The organism is Spirosoma daeguense, assembly GCF_054776875.1.
On the sequence record NZ_BAAHBF010000001.1, the window covers coordinates 1231850 to 1255248 of the forward strand.

A 23399-nucleotide genomic window follows, 5' to 3' on the forward strand; every position below is an offset into this window, starting at 1 on the left:
TTACTCAATTTAAATCTTTATCGCTAACGTCGTAAAAACGCACGTCGGTCTGTACGGAGTTGAGGAGTTCGCGTGTGCGCTCGGGCCTTGCGTCGGTAATGAACAATTGGCCAAAAGCACCCTCATCCATTTGCTGAATTAGCTTACTGATACGTTTATCGTCGAGCTTATCGAAAATATCGTCCAGCAACAGAATCGGTTTTACCTGCTTTGTAGCCTTCAGTGAATCAAATTGAGCCAGTTTCAGTGCAATCACAAAGGTTTTCTGCTGGCCTTGTGAACCGAATTTTTTCAACTGAACCGATTGGCCGTTTCCATTATCGATCAGAAAGGAATAATCGTCTTTATGAATGCCCATCGTAGTACGTTGCAGCACCGTATCACGACGACGAAAATGTCGGAACTCCTCAACAAAGTTCGGATTACCAACCTCCGATTCATACAGAATATTAACCTCTTCGCGCGAATCGCTCAGGTAGGCGTAGTGCGCGCGGAAACCCGGTAAAAACTCGTTTACGAATTGCTTCCTGCGCTCGTGAATTTTTTGCCCCAGTTCGAGTAAAGGTACATCATACGTATCGAGCAGATCATTATCGACCTGATTACGTTCGGCAAACAGTTTAAGCAGGCTGTTACGTTGCTTTAGAATCTGCTGATACAGTAAATAATTACGTAGGTAATCTGTATCGAGCTGCGACAGAACTCCATCGAAAAAATGCCGCCGGTCTTCGCTATGTTCGCGAACAAGGTCGGTATCGTTTGGAGCAATAAGCACTACCGGAAATCGGCCAATATGGTCACTGATACGTTCATACGGTTTTTTGTCGGCCATCAACACTTTGCGTTGGCCACGCTGTAAACTAATCGTAATCTGCACGCGGGAATGATGGTCACTACGTTCGTGTTCTTCAAATACACCATCAATGATAAAATAATCGGCGTCGTGCAAAATATTGAACGCGTCCTGATTTTGGAAAGCGCTTTTACTTAGAGCCAGAAAATAAATAGCGTCGAGTAAATTGGTTTTTCCGCTGCCATTCGGCCCTACAATCACATTTATCTGCTGTCCGAACACGTACCGGCCATCTTCATAATTTTTAAAATTGGTCAGGCTCAGTTTTTCAAGGTGCATAAGTGTACTGAGTTACGCGATAATGCGTAATTTCGCGAGTCAAACTCTGATGTAGATACGTAATCTGGTCTGCACTAATGGCAACAAAGATACAGGCAGTTTGTTAGTTGTTATGAAGTGCTTTCAGATTGTTGGTATCAAATTTGGCAGCCCGCTGCTACGGCAGGCTGGCTGCAATTGTTAGTTTTATCGAACAGATTCCTCATGGCAAGCGTCAAAGAGAAAACCCCATCGGGTAAATCCAAAAATGGTCAGGCTCCGGCGGCTGAGAAAACTCAGCACCCCAAAGAGCGGTATATGTACTGGTACGAATCCATGCAGTTGCAGCGCAAATTTGAAGAAAAAGCCGGGCAGCTCTATGGTCAGCAAAAAATTCGGGGATTCTGTCACCTCTATATTGGCCAGGAAGCCTGCTCGTCGGGTTCATATACGGCTCTTACCAAAGATGATAAATGGATAACTGCTTATCGCGACCATGGTATTCCATTGGCATTAGGCTCTGATCCAAAAGCAATTATGGCCGAGTTGTTTGCTAAACAAACCGGCTCATCTAAAGGTAAAGGCGGATCGATGCACATTTTCGATAAGTCGGTCAATTTTGTGGGTGGCCATGGCATTGTTGGTGCTCAAATTCCTATGGGAGCGGGTATCGCTTTTGCAGAGAAATACAACAAGACCAATAACCTCTGCATCACGTTTATGGGCGACGGAGCAGTTCGTCAGGGTGCTTTGCATGAAGCATTTAACATGGCTATGCTTTGGAAAATCCCAGTCATTTTCGTTGTTGAAAACAATGGGTATGCGATGGGAACTTCCGTAGCTCGTACATCGAACGTAACGGATTTGTATACGCTGGCTGAAGCTTACGACATGCCTTCTGAGCCTGTAGATGCCATGAGCGTCGAAGCTGTTCATGAGGCCGTTAGTCGGGCTGCAGAACGCGCTCGCGCTGGCGAAGGGCCAACTTTCCTTGAGTTCCGTACGTATCGTTATCGCGGTCACTCAATGTCTGATCCACAAAAATATCGCTCTAAAGATGAGGTTGAGGAGTATAAACAGCGTGATCCGGTTGAGCAGGTGAAAGCTACAATTCTTGAAAAAGGGCTGGCTACTGAAGAAGAGTTGGCAGCTATTGATCAAAAAATAAAAGGAATTGTTGAAGAATCGGTGAAGTTTGCTGAAGAATCACCTTATCCGCCTGCCGAAGAAGCATTTAAAGATGTTTACATGCAGAAAGATTATCCATTCCTCACCGAATAGATGTAGTCATTATATTCTTAGTTAAAAAATGTCCGAGTAGCCAACTCGGACATTTTTTTTTGAACTTTCTATTTATTTTAAATGTATATACATTAAATACAACGACATTTAAATTTAAAAACGGCGAATTCCATCTTTAATCACATAAATAACCATGGAAACCTTGATCAATGGCCTTCACCACGTAACAACACTAGCTGGCGACACACAACGAAACGTTGATTTTTATACGGGAATTTTAGGTCTCCGTTTGGTAAAAAAAACGGTAAATTTCGATGCGCCCGACGTATATCATTTATACTATGGAAATGAAACCGGAGCACCTGGAACCATTCTCACATTCTTTCCTTATGGCAATTTGCCCCGTGGTCGGAAGGGCGTAGGGCAGTTGACTTACACAGCGTTTTCGGCACCAACCTCGTCACTCAGTTTCTGGCTGGATCGTTTGCATGGCCACAATATTCCTTATGCGGGTCCTTACAAACGGTTTTCAGAAACTTATGTCCGATTCGAAGATTTTGATGGAATGGGTATAGAACTCGTTTTTACGGACGACGATTTACGGTCAGGATGGGATAATGGTAAAATTTCTGCAGAATTCTCTATTCGTGGATTTCATACTGTTACGTTAAACGAATTGCGCACCGACCGTACGATAACGCTTCTGACAGACATTATGCAGCATACACTAGTCGGGGAGGAGGAAGGACGCTTCCGGTTTAAAGCAGGTAATGGCGGCCCCGGAAACTTTGTCGACGTACTGCTTTCGCCTAAAGATGTTCATGGTTTACAAGGAGCTGGCTCTGTACACCACGTAGCGTTTTCGACTAACTCCGACGCAACTCAGTTGATCATTCAACAACAATTGGCCGAAGCTGGTTATCATGTTACGCCTGTTCAGGATCGTAATTATTTTAACAGTATTTATTTCCGCGAACCCGGTGGAATTTTATTTGAGGTTGCCACAAACCCTCCTGGTTTTACAGTTGATGAGCCACTAACAGAATTGGGCACTACGTTGAAATTGCCACCACAATATGAAGTACGTCGGACCAAATTAGAAGCTGTGCTTCCTAAGATTGTTTTAAAATAAATTCACTACGTATTAATCGTTACGTATTATCTGAAGCAGTTAATACGTAACGATTGATACGTACTTAGCTTAACTTACTATGATTCATAATCCAGACAATATTCGCACTGCCGGAGTACCACTCGAAGAAGCCTCGAGAGTAATGGTTATGGTACATGGTCGTGGTGGTTCAGCACAGGATATCCTGTCATTATCATCTTATATTACGGATAAAGATTTTGCATTTATTGCACCCGAAGCAAAGGGTAACACGTGGTATCCTTATTCGTTTTTACGCCCTGAACAGGAAAACGAACCTTATCTCTCATCAGCTCTTCAGGTTCTCGCCAGTTTACGGGCTCGCCTTCAGTCAGATTTTAACTTTAAACTGCCTCAGATTTACTGGTTAGGATTTTCGCAGGGCGCTTGTCTTATGCTTGAATTCATAGCACGTAATGCGGCTGAATACGGTGGTATATTTGGTTTAAGCGGTGGCTTGATCGGACCAGATGGCACCCTTCGACAGTATGAAGGAACGTTGGCCAACACGCCTGTTTTTTTAGGTTGTAGCGATATTGATCCTCACATACCCAAACAACGGGTACTCGAATCTGAATCTGTTTTACAGAATTTGGGTGGCAACGTAACGGCTAAATTGTATCCAAATTTTTCACACTCGATTAACGAAGATGAGCTAAACCTTGTTAATTTGCTGATAGCCGGTTCATATTAGTCGGCTTCTACTTAACATGATTGCCTATGAGCCAATACATGGTTGAATTTGACCTTCCGGCCGTAATGGACGAAAATTTCGCGAACCAGATTCCTGCCCAGCGGCTCAAAGTTGAAGAATTGATGGAAAAGGGGTTTTTACTTTCTTACTCTCTTTCCCTTGATCGTCAGAAGCTTTGGTGCATCTTTAAAGCTGACTCAGAGCTCGAAGTTATGGAATCAATTTCAGAATTTCCGCTCATTAAATATATGACTCCAATGATTACCGAGCTTATGTTTCACAATATGATTGCCGCCCGAATTCCGCTATTTTCGTTAAACTAATATCTATAAAAAAGCCTCTTAAATGAGGCTTTTTTCGTTTATAATAATTGTACTTTTGTTTTAGTATTTTACTAAAAACATCTATGTAACCACGTTTTCACTGGTTACATAGACAGCTAAGTACCTGATAATCAAGTTTCACGTGGAACATTTTGCATTATTTGTATCCACTACATTTTATAAGAAATTCATGAAAACAAACGTACTGATAAGCCGTTCAGAAACAGAACTCGAAGACAACTTTGGATACGATTTCATTGCACACATAAACGGCAAAAATACATTAACGCTACGTAAATTCTATGAAGAGATTGCGGATTTATTAGAAATTCCTGATTTCGGTTTTACACTAGATGCACTCAGCGATTCGCTGAATGATCTACAATGGCTTGAAGATTCACGTATCATTTTATACTTTACAAACACCGAAGAATTAATCAGCAAGGAGAGAGATCCAGCAAAAATGGGAGCATTGCTGAGTGTGCTCGACGCAACCGCAGAAGACTGGAAATGGATCGACGAAACAGAAGAACTTGACGCCAAAGAAATAATCATGGTGTTTGAAGATAGCACTCGCATTCGCCAACTACTCGACAACGAGAGTATCGCATATGTAGACGTATCAGAGTTGTGATCTACGTACTGCAACAATTTTGCCAGACCTTCTGTTACGTTAACATGCCGCCGGAAAAAAATTTCCAGCGGCTTTTCGTATTGTTGAACTGAACAAGCAATACACACAAACTTCAACCTGAATTTCGCTTGAAACCAGAAGAATTACTCGGCATATATGCCGACGATAGTTTTATAAAATTACTGGCCGAACCATTCAATCGAAAGCCAGCAACAGAGCCTCAGCGTTTACAGATAAAAGGGTTGTCGGGTAGCCTTGATGCAGTGCTGGCATCCACACTTATTAGGTCAACTAAAGGCCACCATTTATTCATACTGACAGACCGAGATGAGGCTGCATACTTTTTTAACGACTTACAAAATCTACTAAGTCGTGAGGTATTACTATTCCCGATGTCATATAAAAAACCGTATCAGTACGAGGAAGTTGAAAACGCCAACGTATTGATGCGAGCAGAAGTGCTGAACAAATTAAATCCAGCCCCTAAGGATGGATTGTTTGTTGTTACGTATCCTGAAGCACTCTCGGAAAAAGTTATTAATAAACGCTCCTTGCAAGCCAATACGTTGACCATTCGAGTGGGGGAGAAGCTGGATACTCATTTTGTATCGGAGTTGCTTCAAACGTATGAATTTGAAAAAACAGACTTTGTGTACGAAGCGGGGCAGTTTTCAGTAAGAGGTGGAATTATCGACGTTTTTTCATTCGCGAGCGAGTTTCCGTACCGTATAGATTTGTTTGACGATGAGGTAGAAAGCATCCGAAAGTTCAATCCAGAGTCACAACTTTCTACCGATCCGGTTGATTTCATAAATATTATTCCAAACATCCAGACCAAGCTTATCGAAGAAAGCAGAGAGCCTTTTTTCGATTTCTTGCCAGCCGAAACAACTATCTGGGCTAAGGATGTCGAGTTTACACTCGAAATGATTGAAAGCTGTTTCGAAAAAGCAGAACAGAGTTTTACTTCAGTCCTGGCCGGTAGTGGGGGTATTCAGGTTGTTTCAGAACCGACAGATTTGTTCGAAACCCGGCGTACATTTCTGAACGATCTGAAGCGATTTCAAACAGTTGAGTTTGGCCGCAAATTCTATTTTAAAACGGAAGGCAAACAACAATATCAATCAAAAGCGCAACCATCGTTTAATCGGGATTTTAAACGATTAGTTGATACGTTGGGAGAGAATCAGGCTAAAGGTTTTACCAATATTATTGCAGCCGAATCATTTAAACAATTGGACCGTCTCCGAACAATTTTTGAAGAGCTGGACCCATTTGTCAAATTCCAACCCTTGAATATTGGCTTGAAGGAAGGCTTTATTGATGATGCTGTTAAAATTGCCTGTTTTACAGACCACCAGATTTTTGATCGGTACTATAAATATAAAGTCCAGGACAAGTTCTCAAAATCGAAAGCGTTAACGTTACGTGAGCTAAAGACATTACAACCGGGAGACTACGTAACGCACGTAGACCACGGTATTGGACGGTTCGCAGGTTTGGAAAAGGTGGATCATGCGGGTAATGAGCAAGAAGCCATTCGGCTAATATATCGTGACAACGATATATTGTTGGTCAGTATCCATAGCCTGCACAAAATTGCCAAATACAGCGGTAGAGAAGGCGGACCGCCTGTGATGAGTAAACTAGGATCACAGGAATGGGAACAGAAAAAATCGCGTATACGTAAGCAGGTTAAGGACATTGCTCGAGAGTTGATCTCGTTGTATGCGAAACGACGTACTGCTCCAGGATATGCCTACACCCGAGATAGTTTTTTACAAGCCGAGTTAGAATCTTCATTTTTATACGAAGACACACCAGATCAGGCAAAAGCAACCAATGATGTTAAAGACGACATGGAGCGTCCACACCCAATGGACAGATTGGTTTGTGGAGATGTAGGTTTTGGGAAAACGGAGGTAGCCATTCGGGCAGCTTTCAAGGCAGCAACAGATAACAAACAAGTAGCCATGCTGGTGCCAACTACAATTCTGGCGATGCAGCATTTCAAAACATTCAGCGAACGATTAGCTGATTTTCCAGTAAAAATTGCGTACATCAATCGATTCAGAACTACCGCTCAGATTAAAGAAATCCTGAAAGGCGTTGCTTCTGGCGACATTAGTATTCTAATTGGAACCCATCGAATTGTAAATAAAGACATTAAGTTCAAAGATCTTGGGTTGTTAATCATTGATGAAGAACAAAAATTTGGAGTTAAAACGAAGGATCGATTGAAAGAAATGCGGGTAGAGGTCGACGTATTAACACTCACCGCCACTCCAATTCCCAGAACCTTACATTTTTCGTTAATGGGTGCGCGCGATTTATCCGTGATTGCTACGCCACCACCTAATAGACAACCCGTTACTACAGAGATTCATGCCTATAATGAAGCTACGATACGTGATGCGGTGAGTAATGAACTAAGACGGGGAGGACAGGTCTTTTTTGTCCATAACCGGGTAAGTGATATTGAATCAATTGGGAACCTGATTATGCGACTTGTTCCGGAAGCACGCGTTGGCGTTGCACACGGGCAAATGGAAGGAGAACGGCTGGAACGTATCATGACGCGTTTTATAGAAGGAGATTATGATGTATTGATTTCCACCAATATTATTGAGTCAGGTTTGGACATTCCGAATGCGAATACTATACTCATTAATAATGCCCATTACTTTGGTTTATCAGATTTGCACCAGATGCGCGGTCGGGTCGGGCGTTCAAATCGAAAAGCCTTTTGTTATCTGCTGACTCCTCCACCTACACTCTTGACAGCCGATGCTCGAAAACGGCTTCAAACCTTAGAAGATTTCTCGGATCTGGGAGAAGGGTTTAAAATTGCCATGCGCGATCTTGATATACGTGGGGCCGGAAATTTGCTTGGAGCGGAGCAGAGTGGTTTTATTAATGACCTAGGCTTCGAGATGTATCATAAGGTATTGGACGAAGCGGTGCAGGAATTACGCGAAAATGAGTTCAAAGATTTATTCGAAAGCAAACCGGGCGACCTGAAACTGGCTTTACCAGATACGGTCATTGAAACTGATTTACAGGTAGTAATTCCCGAACGATACGTATCCAATATATCTGAACGTCTGGCGTTATATACGCGTCTGGATAGTTTACAGAACCCGGATGAGCTACAGGCATTTAGACAAGAAATTATCGACCGGTTTGGTCCAATGCCTGAAGAAGTCGAAAACCTGATAAAAATGGTAAATGTTCGCTGGAAAGCTGAGCAATTATACCTTGAAAAACTGACGCTTAAGAATAATATCCTGAAAGGGTACTTCGTTTCTAACGGGAACGACGACTTCTTTAGGTCTGACCAGTTTGGCAAGGTAATTGAATACATCAAGCGAAACCCGGCTAAGTGTTCACTAAAAGAATCGAAGGGAAGACCCATTTTTACACATTCAGCCATTTTTTCAGTAGAGCAGTTGGATGAAATTTTGGGAGCGATGACTAATTAAAAGACGAATGAAGTAAGATAGATTATACGTCTATTGGGGTTGATTATAAAGTATTTCCTCAGACGTCTGCCATCTTTTTTCTAATTTTGCACCTACGTTTTTACACAAAAAAGCAATGATTCAAAAGTATCACCTGCAACGAGCGGCTTTTGTGCTCCTGGCAACGGCTGCTCTGGCATCTTGTAAGTCCAAGCACCCGACTAGTGTGCAGCCCGGTAAGAAGAGTACGGCGACGGGAATTGCTTATAACCAGAAGGATGGTTTTCAGGTAAAGAAATTTGCAGGTCAGAAAGCAGGACCTAATCTCGTATTTATTGAAGGTGGCCGGTTTACAATGGGCGCTCTGGAAGAGGACGTAATGAACAGCCGTGACAACCGCGAACGTACTGTATCTATTCAGTCTTTTTATATGGACGAAACGGAAATGGCCAACGTTCACTATCTGGAATATCTAAATGCTATTCAGCGGGATTCGTCTGCTGAAGTTGTTAGTGCTGCATTACCAGATACTACGGTTTGGGCAAATCCGCTTTCATTTAACGATTCATACGTAACACAATATCTACGTTATCCGGCTTTCCGCTATTATCCTGTGGTAGGTGTTTCATGGGTACAAGCTACTGACTATGCTATCTGGCGGTCTAATGCTGTAAACAACGAAATGGCGAAAGGCGGCAGCAAAACTAAAAAAAGTGGTGGTGGCTTTTCTCTAAAACGTAAATCGAAGAAAGAAGCAGAAGAACCTGCTATGGCTGAAGCAACGGCTTCGGCTGCCCCAGCTAAGCCAAGTCTTGAAAGTGGCATGATTTTGCCCGATTATCGGCTTCCTACTGAAGCCGAATGGGAATATGCTGCAAAAGCCCTGATCGGTACACAATACATGGACGAGAACCAAATAAATCAGCGGATTTACCCCTGGGATGGTTCTTCTGTTCGGAATCCGAAAAAAGGCCGTAAACAAGGTCAGATGCTGGCTAACTTCAAACGTGGTCGTGGTGACTATGCTGGTATTGCTGGCCGTTCGAACGATGGTGCTATTATTACGGCTGAGATTTACGCTTATCCAGCGAATGATTTTGGTTTATACAATATGGCGGGTAACGTAAATGAATGGGTTTATGACGTTTATCGCCCACTATCTTATCAGGATGTTAATGACCTGAACCCAATACGTCGGAACGGTTATTTGGACGACGCGAAAAACTATGATTCCAAGAATAAACAATCATTAGTTGATGATAAGCTTCGGGTTTATAAAGGTGGTTCATGGAATGACGTAGCATATTGGTTATCACCTGGAACGCGCCGATTCCTTGATCAAGATTCAGCTACGGCAATGATTGGTTTCCGTTGTGCGATGATTGGCGTAGGACGCAACAAATAAGATTTAAAGCTATATTTAAATAAACGGCTGCTCAATTGGGTAGCCGTTTATTTTTTTCTAGAAAAGTACAGTTATCGAGTTACAGCCAAGGTTATTATACTAACAGACTTACAGCCAGCACGTAGTAATTCAAGTGCACAGGCCTCTAACGTAGCACCCGTTGTCAGTACGTCATCAACAACTAATACGTTAACATTCTGTATTAATTCGGCATTTAACACAGAAAATACTGTTTTTACATTTTGCCATCGTTCCAGCCGATTCATGTGGGTTTGAGATTCTTTAAATTCACTACGTACAAGTATGTTTGTTCGAAAAGGTTTTTCAAGAGCTTCTGCCAGCCCCTCCGCTATCCAGTCTGCCTGATTATATCCACGTTGCATTGAGCGGCTCATATGCAACGGCACGCCAATTATTACGTCTATTTCGACAAGCTGTTTGGTCTCCGACTTTAGTAAAGTGCCATACCAATGAGCAACTTCTTTTGCAGCTTCTTTTTGACCTCTGTACTTAATATTATGTATTAAGTTTTGAATAATACCGCCTTTAGTAAAATAGGTATAAGAAGCTAAAAATTTAATAGGCACTTTTCCGGCAAACTTATTGAGGAGGTTACTGTCATATGGTTCTCGATGTTGCCCCGTTTCGGGTAAATTTATTCGACAAGCTGTGCACAAAACTTTCTCATTTTCACTCATAATACGTTTGCATCCCAGACAAAGGGTAGGGAGGAGCAGGTTAAGAAAATCGGTAGCAAAAAGTTGAATAAACCGAAACATGATAAACATTCGTTAATACATATAAATCGTTGTAATTTAGAGAGAAGAACTATTCAACTGATTGTGGAAAAGGAAAAAAGTATAGATAAATTATGGGAAGAGTTACTTAACCAATTAACAACATTGGTGGGTAAACGCCCTGCCGATCTGAATGCGGTTCTTTTTTTGATTGGCGTGCAGGAATTAGGGAAGGGTCCTAAACGATTTTCTAAAGAAGTAAAACAAGACCTGATGCATATTGGTGTCTGCCGGGTATTAAGTAGCTCAGGTTACTATACATTCGAGGGAATTGATAAGGATGGTTGGCCTCAGTGGACACTTGCCAAACCAATTCCGCATGGAGATTTGCTTGCACAGGAAGAATTTCTTAAGCAACACGTATTAACGTATTTCGAAACACTACTGGTTTAACTCAATCAATCTGAATTGTATGCAATCATCAACCGCTTACACTACGCTGCTTGAGCGCATTGACGAGTACAAGAAACGCTACTTCCAGAACCAGTTGGTGAAAGGAAGTCTGTTTTTTCTAGCTTTATTAGGCAGTGGATACCTGCTCATCAACACAGCAGAGTTCGTTGGCCGATTTGATTCGGTTGGTAGAGGTATGTTATTTTTTGGCTTTTTGTTGACCGTGTTCATCGGCTTTTATCTGCTAGTTGCACGGCCACTAATGAGTTTATATGGACTTAACCGACCTTTAACAAATGACGAAGCTGCCCGGCAGATCGGTACATTTTTTCCGGAAGTAGGGGATAAGTTATTAAACACGCTGCAATTGCAGCGCATCTCTGCCGACCAGAGTGACCTGCTTCAGGCGAGTCTCAATCAGCGTTCTCAACAGCTTTTAATCAATCGATTCGCTAATGCTATTCAGATCAGCAGAAATCGCCAATTTTTAAAATACGCGATTCCCCCCTTGGCGTTAATTCTATTAATTCTATTAGTGAATCCTGCTTTTTTTACGAAATCTTCGACTCGAATCGTAAATTATGATCAGGAGTTTGTGGAGGAAGCTCCGTTTCAGTTTATCGTTCAGAACAAGTCAATGAAGGCGTTTCGAAATGAAGATTTTCCTTTATCTGTTAAACTTTCTGGCGATGCAATTCCACAGGCAGTCTACGTAGTAACTAATGGAACTCGCTTTAAACTTGATCAGACGGGCGATAAATTCACGTATAATTTCGACAATCTACAGCGTGATTTAGACTTCCAGTTAGAAGCTGCGGGCTTCAAATCACCCACGTATAAAGTTTTATTAATCGATCGTCCAGCTGTTCTTTCATTTAATGTTCGTCTCGAATACCCAGCCTATTTAAACAAACCTGCTGAACAATTGACCAATGTTGGTAACCTGCTTGTTCCGCAGGGAACAATAGCAAACTGGGAATTTGCTGCCGATCATACAGACTCTCTTTTATTCCGATTTAACACAGACGCTAAGCCAACTCCAGCACGGTTAGTTGACGATAATACGTTCGTTCTAAATCGTAAAGTCATGCAAAATGCGGTCTACACTGTATCACTGAAAAATGGACAAATTTCATCTCCCTCCACTATTCAATATAATGTGCAGGTAATTCCTGATAGATATCCACAGATATCTGTCGATCGAATTCAGGACAGCATTACATATAATTATATTGCTCTTTCTGGCTTAATTTCTGACGATTACGGCTTTTCAAAACTTAAGCTTAATTACAAAATTATACGTAACGGCAAGTCGTCTTCTTTACACACACAAGATATTCCGGTTAACCGTTCTACTACGTCGCAGAACTTCGTTTATAACTGGACACTCGATAGTTTGAAGCTAGGGCAGGAAGATCGCTTAGAGTACTACGTACAGGTTTGGGACAATGATGGCGTCAACGGGCCTAAGTCGAGCCAGTCGAACCAACTAAATTTTGTGATTCCGTCAAACGCCGAAATTCAGGAGCAAGTTGATAAATCGGCTGAGAAAACAGAGCAACAAATCGACAACGCACTGAGTAAAACCCATGCTATCAAAAAAGAAATTAACCAAATGGAAGAACGGATGCGGACAAAGAAGTCATCCGATTTTCAGGATAAAAAACAGCTTCAGGAAGTGCTTCAAAAGCGCGAAGAACTCTTGAAAGAAATTCAAAAACTTCAGGAGCAATTTCAAAAAACGAACGAAACTCAACAACGCTTTGCCGACAAAAACCAGGCTGTTCAGGATAAGCTTGATCAGTTGCAGAAGTTGTTTAATGAGTTAATGGATCCGGAATCGAAGCAATTGTATGAGCAATTGAAACAGATGTTGGAACGTAAGCAGGACGACAAAGCATCGGATCTACTCAACAAACTCAGCCGTAAAGAAAGAAATCTCGAACGCGATTTAGATCGCGCCCTGAAGCTTTTCAAACAAATGCAGTTAGAGCAGAAGGTTAATAATATTGCGGAGAATCTAGAAAAGCAAGCAGAGAATCTGGAGAAACAGGCAGAAGAAAATAATAAGAAAAACGAGACATCTCATGAGCAGCAAAAACAGCAGGAGAAGTCGCAGGAAGATTTTAAAAAGACACAGGAGCAATTAAAGGAGGTCCAAAAAGAAGCTGAAAAAGAAGACTTGAATAAGCCTGATTCTTCAGAAAAGGAGCAGGAAGACATAGAGAAAAATATGGATGAAGCGACCAAAGACATGAAGAGCAATAAAGGCAAACAGGCCTCTTCTAAGCAACAGAAGTCCGCTAAATCCATGCGAGCAATGAGCAAGTCGATGAAAGAATCTATGGAATCCGCAGAGATGCAGGAAATGCAGGAAAACATGGATGATTTGCGAAATATCCTCGATAACCTTATTACGTTGTCATTCGGTCAGGAGCGCGTGATGAAGGATTTTCGTGGTATGAGCTTGCAGGACCCACGTGTGACAAAGCTTTCGCAGGAGCAACTTAAGTTACAGGACGATGCCAAGATTATTGAAGATAGTTTAAATGCATTGGCGAGTAGGGTAGTGCAAATCCAGTCATTTGTGACTCGAGAACTGACTAATATGAAATCTTACATGGATGAAAGTACTCAACAGTTACGAGAACGTAGGCTAAGTATGGCATCGTCGAAACAGCAGTTTGCCATGACTTCAATTAATAATCTAGCTCTCATGTTGAGCGATGTATTGAAAAATATGCAGCAGCAGATGAATGCTATGGCCATGCCAGGTAAAGGTAAAGGTGGAAAGAAAGGCGATAACCCCGGCGGTATGGGTGAAATGCAAAAGCAATTAAATGGAAAGATGCAGCAACTTCAGAAAGGTGGACAATCGGGTAGGGGACTTTCGGAACAACTCTCTCAGATGGCTGCAGAACAAGCTATGATTCGGCAGATGTTAAAGAAGATGGAGGAGAACGCCAAAGGCACTGAAGCTGGTAAGCAACAAGAAAAACAGATTAAGGATCTGATGGAAAAAATGGATGAATCAGAAACTGATTTAGTTAACAAGCGCGTCAATCAGAATCTTATAAATCGCCAGAACGAAATTCTGACTCGGCTACTTGAATCAGAGAAAGCATTAAAGCAGCAGGAAGAAGACCCAAAACGTCAGGCTGAAACAGCGAAGTCAATGAAACGTAGTACTCCATCATTTTTCGATTCTACTAACTTACAGAATAAAACTAAACAGGTTGAGGTACTACGTTCTGTAACCCCAAATTACAATCTCTTTTATAAGAAAGAAGCTAATCAGTATTTACAGAAAGTGAGTAAGTAGCACGCCCACATTTTTTTAAAAAACCGCAGAGTTGGCACAAAGCTCTGCGGTTTTTTGTTGCAACCTTATCTAGTTTTTATCTTTTCTTCAACTTTCAACAATTTTGCAAAAAGTTTCACGTGGAAACTTTTTGCAAAAGCTATCAAAATGTACTCTTCTTACGATGTCATTGTGGTTGGGGCTGGGCATGCTGGTTGTGAAGCCGCACATGCTGCTGCAACTATGGGTTCAAAAGTTTTACTGATTACAATGAATATGCAAACTATAGCTCAAATGTCGTGTAACCCAGCGATGGGTGGCGTTGCAAAAGGACAAATAGTTCGCGAAGTAGACGCACTGGGGGGAATGTCGGGAATTATAAGTGACAAAAGCATGATACAATTTCGTATGCTGAATCGTTCGAAAGGTCCAGCCATGTGGAGTCCTCGTTGCCAAAGTGATCGAAATGTTTTTGCCTGGGAGTGGCGAAAAGCATTAGAAGAGAATCGAAACATCGATTTCTGGCAGGATACAGTAAAAGAAGTTGTTGTTAGAGACAGAAAAGTAAGTGGTGTGATAACCAGTCTTGGTGTAGAATTTCAGGCTAAAGCAGTTGTACTGACAAATGGTACGTTTCTGAATGGTCAAATGTTTATTGGCGAAAAAGTATTCGGTGGTGGACGTACAGCCGAACGATCAGCAACAGGCTTAACTGAACAACTCGTACAATTAGGCTTTGAATCAGGTCGAATGAAAACGGGAACACCACCACGCGTAGATGGCCGTAGTTTAAATTATGAAGTGATGGAAGAACAGCTTGGCGACGAAAAGCCCGGCAAATTTTCCTACACAAATACACCAACATTAACCCAACAACGTAGCTGTTGGATTACATACACGAACCAAGCTGTTCATGATGAACTAAAAACAGGCTTCGAAAAATCGCCAATGTTTACAGGACGTATCAAAGGATTAGGCCCAAGATATTGTCCGTCGGTGGAAGACAAAATCAATCGATTTGCAGATAAAGACCGTCATCAAATTTTCGTAGAGCCAGAAGGTTGGGATACTGTAGAGGTGTATGTAAATGGTTTTTCAACTTCATTACCCGAAACCGTTCAGTATAATGCACTACGTAAAATACCGGGGTTTGAAAATGTTCGTATGTTCCGGCCAGGATATGCGGTGGAATATGATTTTTTTCCGCCAACACAACTTAAACCAACCCTCGAAACCCAATTAGTCGAGCATCTATTTTTCGCTGGTCAAATAAATGGAACTACCGGATATGAAGAAGCCGCCTGTCAGGGATTACTAGCTGGTATTAATGCACACCGTAAAGTGAACGAAGAAAATGAGTTTACTATAAAAAGATCGGAAGGATATATTGGTGTATTGGTTGACGACCTTATTACTAAAGGTACGGAAGAACCTTATCGAATGTTTACGTCGAGAGCTGAATACAGAACGCTACTTCGGCAGGATAATGCCGATTTAAGACTAACGGAAAAAGGATATGCTATTGGTCTTGCCTCACAGGATCGATATGATGCAATGATTGTTAAACGTAATGGGGTTGCTGAATTAACCGAAGCAATCCGCAAAACGAAAGTAAAACCAGAAGAGATAAACGGCTGGCTTACAAATAAGAATAGTGCTCCAATACGCGAGAAAGGCAGTTTGTATACATTGTTGAAACGCCCAGAAGTTGACCAAAGTGACGTTAGCGAGCTGTTTAATCTAATTCAAGAATTACCGGCAGTGGGGGAGGAGGTAATAGAGCAGACAGTCATCGAAATTAAATATGAGGACTACCTCAATCGTGAAAAGCAAAACGCAGAGAAGCTCGACAAATGGGAAAACTTATCGATAAATCCCGCTTTCGACTATGACCGATTGAAAGCACTTTCATTTGAAGGGCGAGAAAAATTAAAGCGTTTACGCCCATCAACTATTGGCCAGGCATCACGCATTAGCGGGGTTAGCCCATCAGACGTATCAATTTTACTCGTTTACATGGGTCGATAATAAATCTACTCATGGGCTGGAAATACGTATATTTCCAGCCTTTTTTTTTCAACTTATCAAAATTTTCGTCTTGGAAACTATAGATCAGTGCCCTGTGTGTGGCAATACTACGTTTAAATCATTCTTAGTTTGTAAAGATTATTTAGTCAGTCAAAAAGATTTTTCGATTCAAGAATGTGGCCAATGTAGTTTCCGATTGACCAATCCTCGTCCAGATGAAAATTCGATTGGCGCGTATTATAAATCCGAACAATACGTATCACACAACGACGAAAGCACAGGACTAATTAACACAGCTTATCGTTTGGTACGAAAATATACGCTACGTTCGAAAGTAAGCTTAATCAATAAACTGACTGGAAAACAGGGGATAATTCTGGATGTGGGCTGTGGTACAGGAGCATTCCTAGAAAGTTGTCAACAAGACGGATGGAAAGTAGTGGGAATGGAACCAGATTCTGATGCTAGAGAAATAGCAGAAGAAAAATTAAAATCAGTAATAAAACCAAATCTTGACGAGCTAACTGGAACAGGCCCGTTCAACATTATTTCTCTGTGGCACGTACTTGAACATATTCCTGATTTAAACATAGCTATTCCAAAACTTCATAAACTGTTGGATGCAAATGGTACGTTACTTATTGCCGTACCAAATTCAGACTCTTACGATGCAACCTATTTCAAGCAGTTCTGGGCTGCCTATGACGTACCACGTCATCTTCATCATTTCACGCCCAAAACAATAAAGCCATTATTTCAGAAACATGGTTTCGAGTTAGCCGATACTAAGCCAATGGTATTTGACGCATTTTACATTGCGATGTTGAGTACAGGCTATAAATCTGGAAGAACAGACTATTTGAAAAGCGTGCGTATCGGTATGGAATCAAATAGACAAGCCAATCGTACCGGCAATTCATCTAGCTTGATCTATCTATTACGGAAGGCATTATAGTTGTAACAATTGTGGATAACAAGCCTTTTCAAATGATTTCAGGAAAACAGGTCTATTCTAAATTAAAAAAGTTAAATTTTTCTGTGTATAACTATGTGTATAAATAGTTCATACAGGTGGAAAACATGTTTATAAGCCGCATCGTTATTGTGGAAGAAATGCGAAGTAATCCACATTGCTTTTTTGCCAACTCTTTTCTGTGGAGAAACTGAAACATATCAAGCTTAATTCCACATATTTTCCCCATCAGAAACTGTGTATAAATTTTATTCACAAATCCACATTAGATAAACACACTATTTGTGGATAAAATGTTATTATCTTAAAAATGAATATATTAGAAGTGGATAACCAAATTGGGAAGAGTGGATAACTCAATATAATTATCCACAGATTAAACTTCGTGACGTGGACAACTTAGTTGTTCACATATCCACATGGCTAATGATTATAATAAAGTCTTTTTTAAAAAGAATATTTATAAAATGTTAATAAGGTCAAAAGTAATTATTGGGTTGTTATGGATGTCTTCAATCGGAATGGCTTGGGGGCAGGGAGGAGCTACGTTGGCTGAGGAATATTACAAAGCAGGCGAATTTGAAAAAGCTGCCAATGAATATGCCAAGTTGCTGAAAACCGAAGTGACTTGGACGCGACTGACACGATACGTAACAAGTCTACAAAAAATTAACAAAGCCGATGAAGCTGCGAAATACTTGAAGAAGCAACAACGCAGCGATGAGCCAAACCGAGCGTATTACGAATTGCTGACCGGACAACTTGCCGCTCAGCAAGGTGACACTACGATAGCGAAAACACAATACGCGGCAGCCTTGCAGACGAGCAAAGGATCAGTGGCCAAGCTCGAAAAGATTGCAACAGCCTTTAACGAGGCTTCAGAGACGCGCTGGGCGATTCGCGCACTTGAATCGGCACGAGAGGTCGGAAAAGACCCAACGGCGTACAGTGAGGATTTAATGGGCCTTTACAGGGCTACTGGCCAAACCGAAAAAACAATAGAAGAAATAATAACAACCAGTAAACAATCTGAGAAGAAAGAAGCTGTATTTGCCGCATTACAGGGGTTTATCAACACAAAAGATGAATCACTTGTGGAAAAAGCACTGTACACACGTATTCAGCAAGAACCAAATGAATTGGCCTACAATGAAGTACTGATTTGGTATTTTGTGCAAAAACAGAAATTCAGCCGAGCCTTGTTACAGGAAAAAGCAACCGATAAACGCCTAAAGCTAAACGGTAGCAGAGTGTATGAGCTGGGCATGCTAGCGCTTAACAACAAAGAATATAAAATCGCTGCTGACGCATTTGAGTACGTAACACTGACTTATCCACAAGGACAGCTTTATCCATTTGCACGTCGACTGGTTATTAACGCACGTGAAGAGCAGGTTAAAAATACGTATCCTGTTGATAAGTTGGAAATACGCAAACTAATCAGTGATTATCAACGAATGCTGCAGGAGATTGGCACAAATGTAAAAACCTTAGAAGCGCTACGTAGTACAGCAAATCTATATGGCAATTATCTAGATAGTAAAGACACCGCATTAGCAGTTCTTGATCTGGCGATTGATTTAGGGAAAACCGATAAAAACTTCGTGGATCGCTGTAAACTCGATAAAGGAGATATTTATCTGCTCAAGGGTGAACCGTGGGAATCGACTTTATTATATTCACAAGTTGAGAAATCGCAAAAAGAAGAACTACTAGGCTATGAAGCGAAACTGAAAAATGCGAAACTCCATTACTACAGCGGTACGTTTGCCGTAGCGAAGGATTTGCTTGATGTATTGAAATTAGCTACCTCACGTGAGATAGCGAATGACGCAGAGCAGTTAAGCCTCTTGATCATCGATAACACAGGCATGGATAGTACCGAAGCAGCCATGCGGGAATATGCATCGATTGATTTGCTTCTTTTCCAAAACAAAACGGACGAAGCAATTACGGCCTTGAACGAAATGGGAAAAAAGTACACAGATCATACAATTGCCGATGAGGTATTGTGGTTACGTGCTAACACGTACATGAAGCAGGGGAAAAATACAGAAGCTCTAGAGGACTTAAAAAAGATAACATCAGCATATCCAAACGATATTCTGGGTGATGACGCACTTTTTACGCAGGGGAAAATCTATGAAGAGCGACTAAAAGATAAACAAGCCGCCATGGACGCCTATCAAAAAGTGCTGACTCAATATCCAGGAAGTATTTATGGAGCCGAAGCAAGAAAACGTTTTCGGTTGCTTCGAGGAGATACCGTAAACTAGTATGAAATTTCAATAAAAGTTATCCACAAAAATGCCCTGTTCGCGTGAACAGGGCATTTTTGTGTGGATAAGTATGTGGGTAATTATGTTGAATATTACACAATTGTTGATAAAAATGATTCCTTAAATACCGAATATTCGGCAGGAATGTGGATACTTTGCTTGGTACGTTGGGCTAGAATAGCCAATCTTTCTGGAACATCAACTGATTGCTCAAGAACGGATTCTACAAGGGGTTTAAACTTAGAAGGATGAGCTGTAGCCAGAGCAATACCAGTTACATCTTTCTCAGTTGATTGTATATAAGCCTGTAAACCCATGATGCCAATAGCAGTGTGTGGGCATGCTACATAGTCATAAAGTTCGTTAATACGTTTCATGCCAGCACGCGTCTGGTCATCATCAAAAAAATACCCAGAAACATTAGTCTGAAGGCGCTCATAATTATCATCATAAAGATGCTTCAGGCGGACAAAGTTGCTTGGATTCCCGACATCCATAGCATTTGAAATAGTTGCTACGGAGGGCTGTGGAGTATAAACACCCGTTTCGAGATAGGAGGGTACTACGTGGTTACTGTTTGTGGCTGCAACAAAATGAGCAATTGGCAAACCCATTTTCTGCACCATAACGCCAGCGCTTAAATTACCGAAGTTGCCGCTCGGGGTGGAAAAAACAACTGGTTTGTTAAAATGTCTAACCTGACCGTAGGCACGAACGTAGTAAAAGCCCTGAGGAATAAGTCGGAAAATATTAATAGAATTGGCCGATGAAAGCGATAATTGAGCATTAAGTTTATTATCAACAAAGGCTTGTTTTACAATAGCCTGACAATCATCAAAAGAACCGTCAATTTCAAAAGCCTGAACGTTTCCACCAAGCGTTGTTAATTGCTTTTCCTGCAAATCACTAACCCGACCGCTAGGGTAAAGAATAGAAACCCGAACTCCAGGAACATTGTGAAAACCCATTGCGACAGCCCCGCCAGTATCGCCAGACGTAGCAACCAGAATATTCACCTCTTTGTCATTACGTTTAGAAAAATAAGACATCAGAGCCGCCATATATCGGGCACCTACATCTTTAAACGCTAGAGAAGGACCATGAAATAACTCCAGAACACTAACACGACCTGACTCAAGTTCGAATACAGGCGTGTCGAAAGGAAAAGCTTTATGAGTTAACTCTTCTAATTCTGCTTGACTTATTTCAGAGCCAAACAATTGTTTGCTTAGTTGAAAACCAATGTCGGCCAAAGAACCACCTGCAATTTTTTCAAAGAAATCCACTCCTAAATTAGGTAAAGGGGTGGGCATATATAAGCCTTTGTCAATGGGCATACTATGAAATAATGCTTCTTGACTGGATACTGTGGATAACGGACTGTTTGTACTATAAAAACGCATACGATAAAGCCAGAGTGAGTTACAAAGTACGGGAAATCAAGCCAATGAATCGAAAAAGGATGAACGAATTGTGGAAAACTCACCTTAATTAGTGGATAAGTAGGGCAATACGTAATTTTGTCAGAGTGAGCACTTCATAACAGCGTATTAGCTACGCACAAAAATAAACCAACTATGTCTTTCGGAATTTTCAACGTACCGACTCCAATTAATGAACCCGTTAAAGAATATCGGCCAGGCTCTCCTGAACGAGAATCACTTAAACAGGCTCTACTTGATTTTCGATCTGAGGAAACAGATATACCCATGTATATAGGAGGTAAAGAAGTTCGTACCGAAAATAAGCTTCGAATTGCCCCCCCCCATGACCATCAGCACACACTAGGCTATTTTTATGAAGGTAGTTCCGAACATGTTCAACAAGCTATCGATGCTGCATTATCAGCTAAAGAAGCTTGGGCAAGCTTACCATGGGAATACAGAGCTGGAATATTTTTGAAGGCAGCAGAATTAATAGCTGGCCCATATAGAGCGCGTATAAATGCAGCTACAATGCTCGGGCAATCGAAAAATGCCTATCAGGCAGAAATTGATTCAGCTTGCGAGTTAATCGACTTCCTACGTTTCAATGTACATTATGCCGATGAAATTTACCGGCAACAGCCTAATTCTTCGCCAGGTGTATGGAATAGACTAGAATATCGACCATTAGAAGGATTCGTTTTTGCGTTAACGCCTTTCAACTTTACAGCTATTGCAGGAAATCTGCCTACATCAGCAGCCTTAATGGGAAATACAGTTGTTTGGAAGCCTGCTTATACACAAGTGTTATCGGCAAAGGTCATAATGGAAGTGTTGCAAGAAGCAGGTTTGCCAGATGGCGTTATTAATCTGATTTATACGGATGGTCCCGTTACAGGCGAAGTTATTTTCGATCATCCAGATTTTGCAGGTATCCATTTTACTGGTAGTACAGGAGTATTTCAACAAATATGGGCAACAATTGGCGCGAATATCCACAAATACAAAAGTTATCCACGTATTGTAGGGGAAACCGGTGGAAAAGATTTCGTATTGGTACATGAATCGGCAAATGTGGATGAAGTTGCTGTTGGACTAGTCCGGGGAGCTTTTGAATATCAGGGACAAAAATGCTCGGCCGCTTCACGAGCCTATATTCCAACAACGCTTTGGCCAGCAATTGAGGCTAAAATCAAACAGTTTCTCTCAGAGGTTAAAATGGGAGGGACTGAAGATTTTAGCAACTTCATTAATGCAGTCATTGATGAGCGAGCATTCAAAAAAATAACAGCCTATATCGACGAGGCTAAAAAAAGTAATCAGGTAGAGATAGTTGCAGGTGGGAACTACGACGGTTCAAAAGGCTACTTTATTGAACCAACAGTTTTATTGGTCAATAAACCAGACTATCGAACAATGTGCGAAGAAATCTTTGGGCCGATACTATCTATATATATATATGAGCCTAAAGAGTTCGATACTATTATCAACGTAGTAAATACTACGTCTCCTTACGCATTAACAGGGTCAATTTTTGCAAAGGATCGATACGTTGTTGAGCAGGTCAGTAAACAGCTACAGAACGCGGCTGGTAACTTTTATATTAATGATAAGCCAACTGGAGCAGTAGTTGGTCAACAACCTTTTGGAGGAGCCAGAGCTTCGGGCACAAATGATAAGGCAGGGTCAGCATTAAACTTATATCGCTGGGTTTCAGCCAGAACAATCAAGGAAACCTTTGTCTCACCGAAGCATTTCAAATATCCTTTTTTACTGGAAGAATAAATTTTTAAAAAAAGTTTTAAAAATGATTTGCGAGAAGAAATAAAAAAGCATAATTTTGCACTCCCAAATCGAAAGAAAGGGTTGGCCAAACGAGGCTAATCTACTTTTATTCAATAAGTTAGAATTGGGAAATGTAAAAAGTTGCTAAAAATATTTTTCAACTTTTTCTTGATAAAACGAAAAGAGTGCTGTACCTTTGCACTCCCAAATATAAAGAAGGCCGACAACGGTTGGCCACCATCTCGAAAGAGAGACCGTTCTTTGACGTATTGATATCTTACAAGTAGCACTAATAAGGCTAAAACATAGTGAAAGCTTCGGTTTTCACGCAAATATTTACGATGGAGAGTTTGATCCTGGCTCAGGATGAACGCTAGCGGCAGGCCTAATACATGCAAG

The 23399-nt window shown here is 41.2% G+C and carries 17 protein-coding genes; 13 read left to right on the plus strand and 4 right to left on the minus strand.

The window, feature by feature from the left end; all coding sequences use genetic code 11:
- Positions 1-4: 4 nt before the first annotated feature.
- The gene (recF, locus tag ACYVD4_RS04810) at positions 5-1132 is read right to left on the minus strand and encodes a DNA replication/repair protein RecF (protein WP_460942927.1); all 1128 of its coding nucleotides are present in this window, start codon (positions 1130-1132) and stop codon (positions 5-7) included.
- A 204-nt stretch (positions 1133-1336) separates the two neighbouring features.
- Here recF and pdhA point away from each other — a divergent pair, with 204 nt between their 5' ends.
- The 7 genes from pdhA (at position 1337) to ACYVD4_RS04845 (ending at position 10020) form a co-directional block, all read left to right on the plus strand.
- Entirely contained in the window at positions 1337-2392 is a 1056-nt protein-coding gene (gene pdhA, locus ACYVD4_RS04815) for a pyruvate dehydrogenase (acetyl-transferring) E1 component subunit alpha (RefSeq protein ID WP_460942929.1), read from the plus strand.
- Positions 2393-2546: 154 nt separating this feature from the next.
- Positions 2547-3485 carry a ring-cleaving dioxygenase gene (locus tag ACYVD4_RS04820; protein ID WP_460942931.1) on the plus strand — a complete coding sequence of 313 codons (939 nt, stop codon included), beginning with the start codon at positions 2547-2549 and terminating at the stop codon, positions 3483-3485.
- 79 nt (positions 3486-3564) lie between these two features.
- Entirely contained in the window at positions 3565-4197 is a 633-nt protein-coding gene (locus tag ACYVD4_RS04825) for an alpha/beta hydrolase (RefSeq protein ID WP_460942933.1), read from the plus strand.
- 26 nt (positions 4198-4223) lie between these two features.
- Positions 4224-4520, plus strand: coding sequence for a muconolactone Delta-isomerase family protein (locus ACYVD4_RS04830; RefSeq protein ID WP_460942935.1), 297 nt, complete (start codon positions 4224-4226; stop codon positions 4518-4520).
- Between the two features lie 190 nt (positions 4521-4710).
- A complete protein-coding gene (locus ACYVD4_RS04835) occupies positions 4711-5154 on the plus strand; it encodes a barstar family protein (RefSeq protein ID WP_460942937.1) in 444 nt (147 codons plus the stop codon).
- A 128-nt stretch (positions 5155-5282) separates the two neighbouring features.
- Positions 5283-8636 carry a transcription-repair coupling factor gene (gene mfd / locus ACYVD4_RS04840; RefSeq protein WP_460942939.1) on the plus strand — a complete coding sequence of 1118 codons (3354 nt, stop codon included), beginning with the start codon at positions 5283-5285 and terminating at the stop codon, positions 8634-8636.
- Between the two features lie 115 nt (positions 8637-8751).
- Positions 8752-10020 (plus strand): SUMF1/EgtB/PvdO family nonheme iron enzyme, encoded by a 1269-nt coding sequence (locus tag ACYVD4_RS04845; protein WP_460942941.1) that lies wholly within the window; start codon positions 8752-8754, stop codon positions 10018-10020.
- Between the two features lie 71 nt (positions 10021-10091).
- On the opposite strand, the gene ACYVD4_RS04850 is transcribed toward ACYVD4_RS04845, so the two are convergent.
- Positions 10092-10799: a ComF family protein gene (locus tag ACYVD4_RS04850; protein ID WP_460942943.1), complete on the minus strand. Its 708-nt coding sequence runs from the start codon at positions 10797-10799 to the stop codon at positions 10092-10094.
- Between the two features lie 60 nt (positions 10800-10859).
- Here ACYVD4_RS04850 and ACYVD4_RS04855 point away from each other — a divergent pair, with 60 nt between their 5' ends.
- The 5 genes from ACYVD4_RS04855 (at position 10860) to ACYVD4_RS04875 (ending at position 19788) form a co-directional block, all read left to right on the plus strand.
- Complete coding sequence (locus tag ACYVD4_RS04855; protein WP_460943008.1) at positions 10860-11210, plus strand: hypothetical protein; 351 nt, start codon at positions 10860-10862, stop codon at positions 11208-11210.
- 19 nt (positions 11211-11229) lie between these two features.
- Positions 11230-14532 carry a DUF4175 family protein gene (locus ACYVD4_RS04860; RefSeq protein WP_460942945.1) on the plus strand — a complete coding sequence of 1101 codons (3303 nt, stop codon included), beginning with the start codon at positions 11230-11232 and terminating at the stop codon, positions 14530-14532.
- Positions 14533-14679: 147 nt separating this feature from the next.
- A complete protein-coding gene (mnmG, locus tag ACYVD4_RS04865; RefSeq protein WP_460943009.1) occupies positions 14680-16539 on the plus strand; it encodes a tRNA uridine-5-carboxymethylaminomethyl(34) synthesis enzyme MnmG in 1860 nt (619 codons plus the stop codon).
- A gap of 70 nt (positions 16540-16609) precedes the next feature.
- Positions 16610-17494: a class I SAM-dependent methyltransferase gene (locus ACYVD4_RS04870; RefSeq protein WP_460942947.1), complete on the plus strand. Its 885-nt coding sequence runs from the start codon at positions 16610-16612 to the stop codon at positions 17492-17494.
- A 524-nt stretch (positions 17495-18018) separates the two neighbouring features.
- Complete coding sequence (locus ACYVD4_RS04875) at positions 18019-19788, plus strand: tetratricopeptide repeat protein (protein WP_460942949.1); 1770 nt, start codon at positions 18019-18021, stop codon at positions 19786-19788.
- A gap of 95 nt (positions 19789-19883) precedes the next feature.
- Here ACYVD4_RS04875 and thrC read toward each other — a convergent pair whose 3' ends face one another.
- Positions 19884-21194: a threonine synthase gene (thrC, locus tag ACYVD4_RS04880; protein WP_460942951.1), complete on the minus strand. Its 1311-nt coding sequence runs from the start codon at positions 21192-21194 to the stop codon at positions 19884-19886.
- Between the two features lie 174 nt (positions 21195-21368).
- Here thrC and pruA point away from each other — a divergent pair, with 174 nt between their 5' ends.
- Positions 21369-23000: an L-glutamate gamma-semialdehyde dehydrogenase gene (gene pruA / locus ACYVD4_RS04885; RefSeq protein WP_460942953.1), complete on the plus strand. Its 1632-nt coding sequence runs from the start codon at positions 21369-21371 to the stop codon at positions 22998-23000.
- Between the two features lie 110 nt (positions 23001-23110).
- Here the strand turns inward: pruA and ACYVD4_RS04890 are convergent.
- Positions 23111-23399, minus strand: a 289-nt coding sequence (locus ACYVD4_RS04890; protein WP_460942954.1) for a hypothetical protein, incomplete at its 5' end; no start/stop codon positions are given.

Bases quoted from the DNA above. Each gene is read 5' to 3' on its own strand.
- recF (WP_460942927.1), bottom strand. From the start codon at position 1,132: ATGCACCTTGAAAAACTGAGCCTGACCAATTTTAAAAATTATGAAGAT.
- pdhA (WP_460942929.1), top strand. From the start codon at position 1,337: ATGGCAAGCGTCAAAGAGAAAACCCCATCGGGTAAATCCAAAAATGGT.
- ACYVD4_RS04820 (WP_460942931.1), top strand. From the start codon at position 2,547: ATGGAAACCTTGATCAATGGCCTTCACCACGTAACAACACTAGCTGGC.
- ACYVD4_RS04825 (WP_460942933.1), top strand. From the start codon at position 3,565: ATGATTCATAATCCAGACAATATTCGCACTGCCGGAGTACCACTCGAA.
- ACYVD4_RS04830 (WP_460942935.1), top strand. From the start codon at position 4,224: ATGAGCCAATACATGGTTGAATTTGACCTTCCGGCCGTAATGGACGAA.
- ACYVD4_RS04835 (WP_460942937.1), top strand. From the start codon at position 4,711: ATGAAAACAAACGTACTGATAAGCCGTTCAGAAACAGAACTCGAAGAC.
- ACYVD4_RS04845 (WP_460942941.1), top strand. From the start codon at position 8,752: ATGATTCAAAAGTATCACCTGCAACGAGCGGCTTTTGTGCTCCTGGCA.
- ACYVD4_RS04850 (WP_460942943.1), bottom strand. From the start codon at position 10,799: ATGTTTCGGTTTATTCAACTTTTTGCTACCGATTTTCTTAACCTGCTC.
- ACYVD4_RS04860 (WP_460942945.1), top strand. From the start codon at position 11,230: ATGCAATCATCAACCGCTTACACTACGCTGCTTGAGCGCATTGACGAG.
- mnmG (WP_460943009.1), top strand. From the start codon at position 14,680: ATGTACTCTTCTTACGATGTCATTGTGGTTGGGGCTGGGCATGCTGGT.
- ACYVD4_RS04875 (WP_460942949.1), top strand. From the start codon at position 18,019: ATGTCTTCAATCGGAATGGCTTGGGGGCAGGGAGGAGCTACGTTGGCT.
- thrC (WP_460942951.1), bottom strand. From the start codon at position 21,194: ATGCGTTTTTATAGTACAAACAGTCCGTTATCCACAGTATCCAGTCAA.
- pruA (WP_460942953.1), top strand. From the start codon at position 21,369: ATGTCTTTCGGAATTTTCAACGTACCGACTCCAATTAATGAACCCGTT.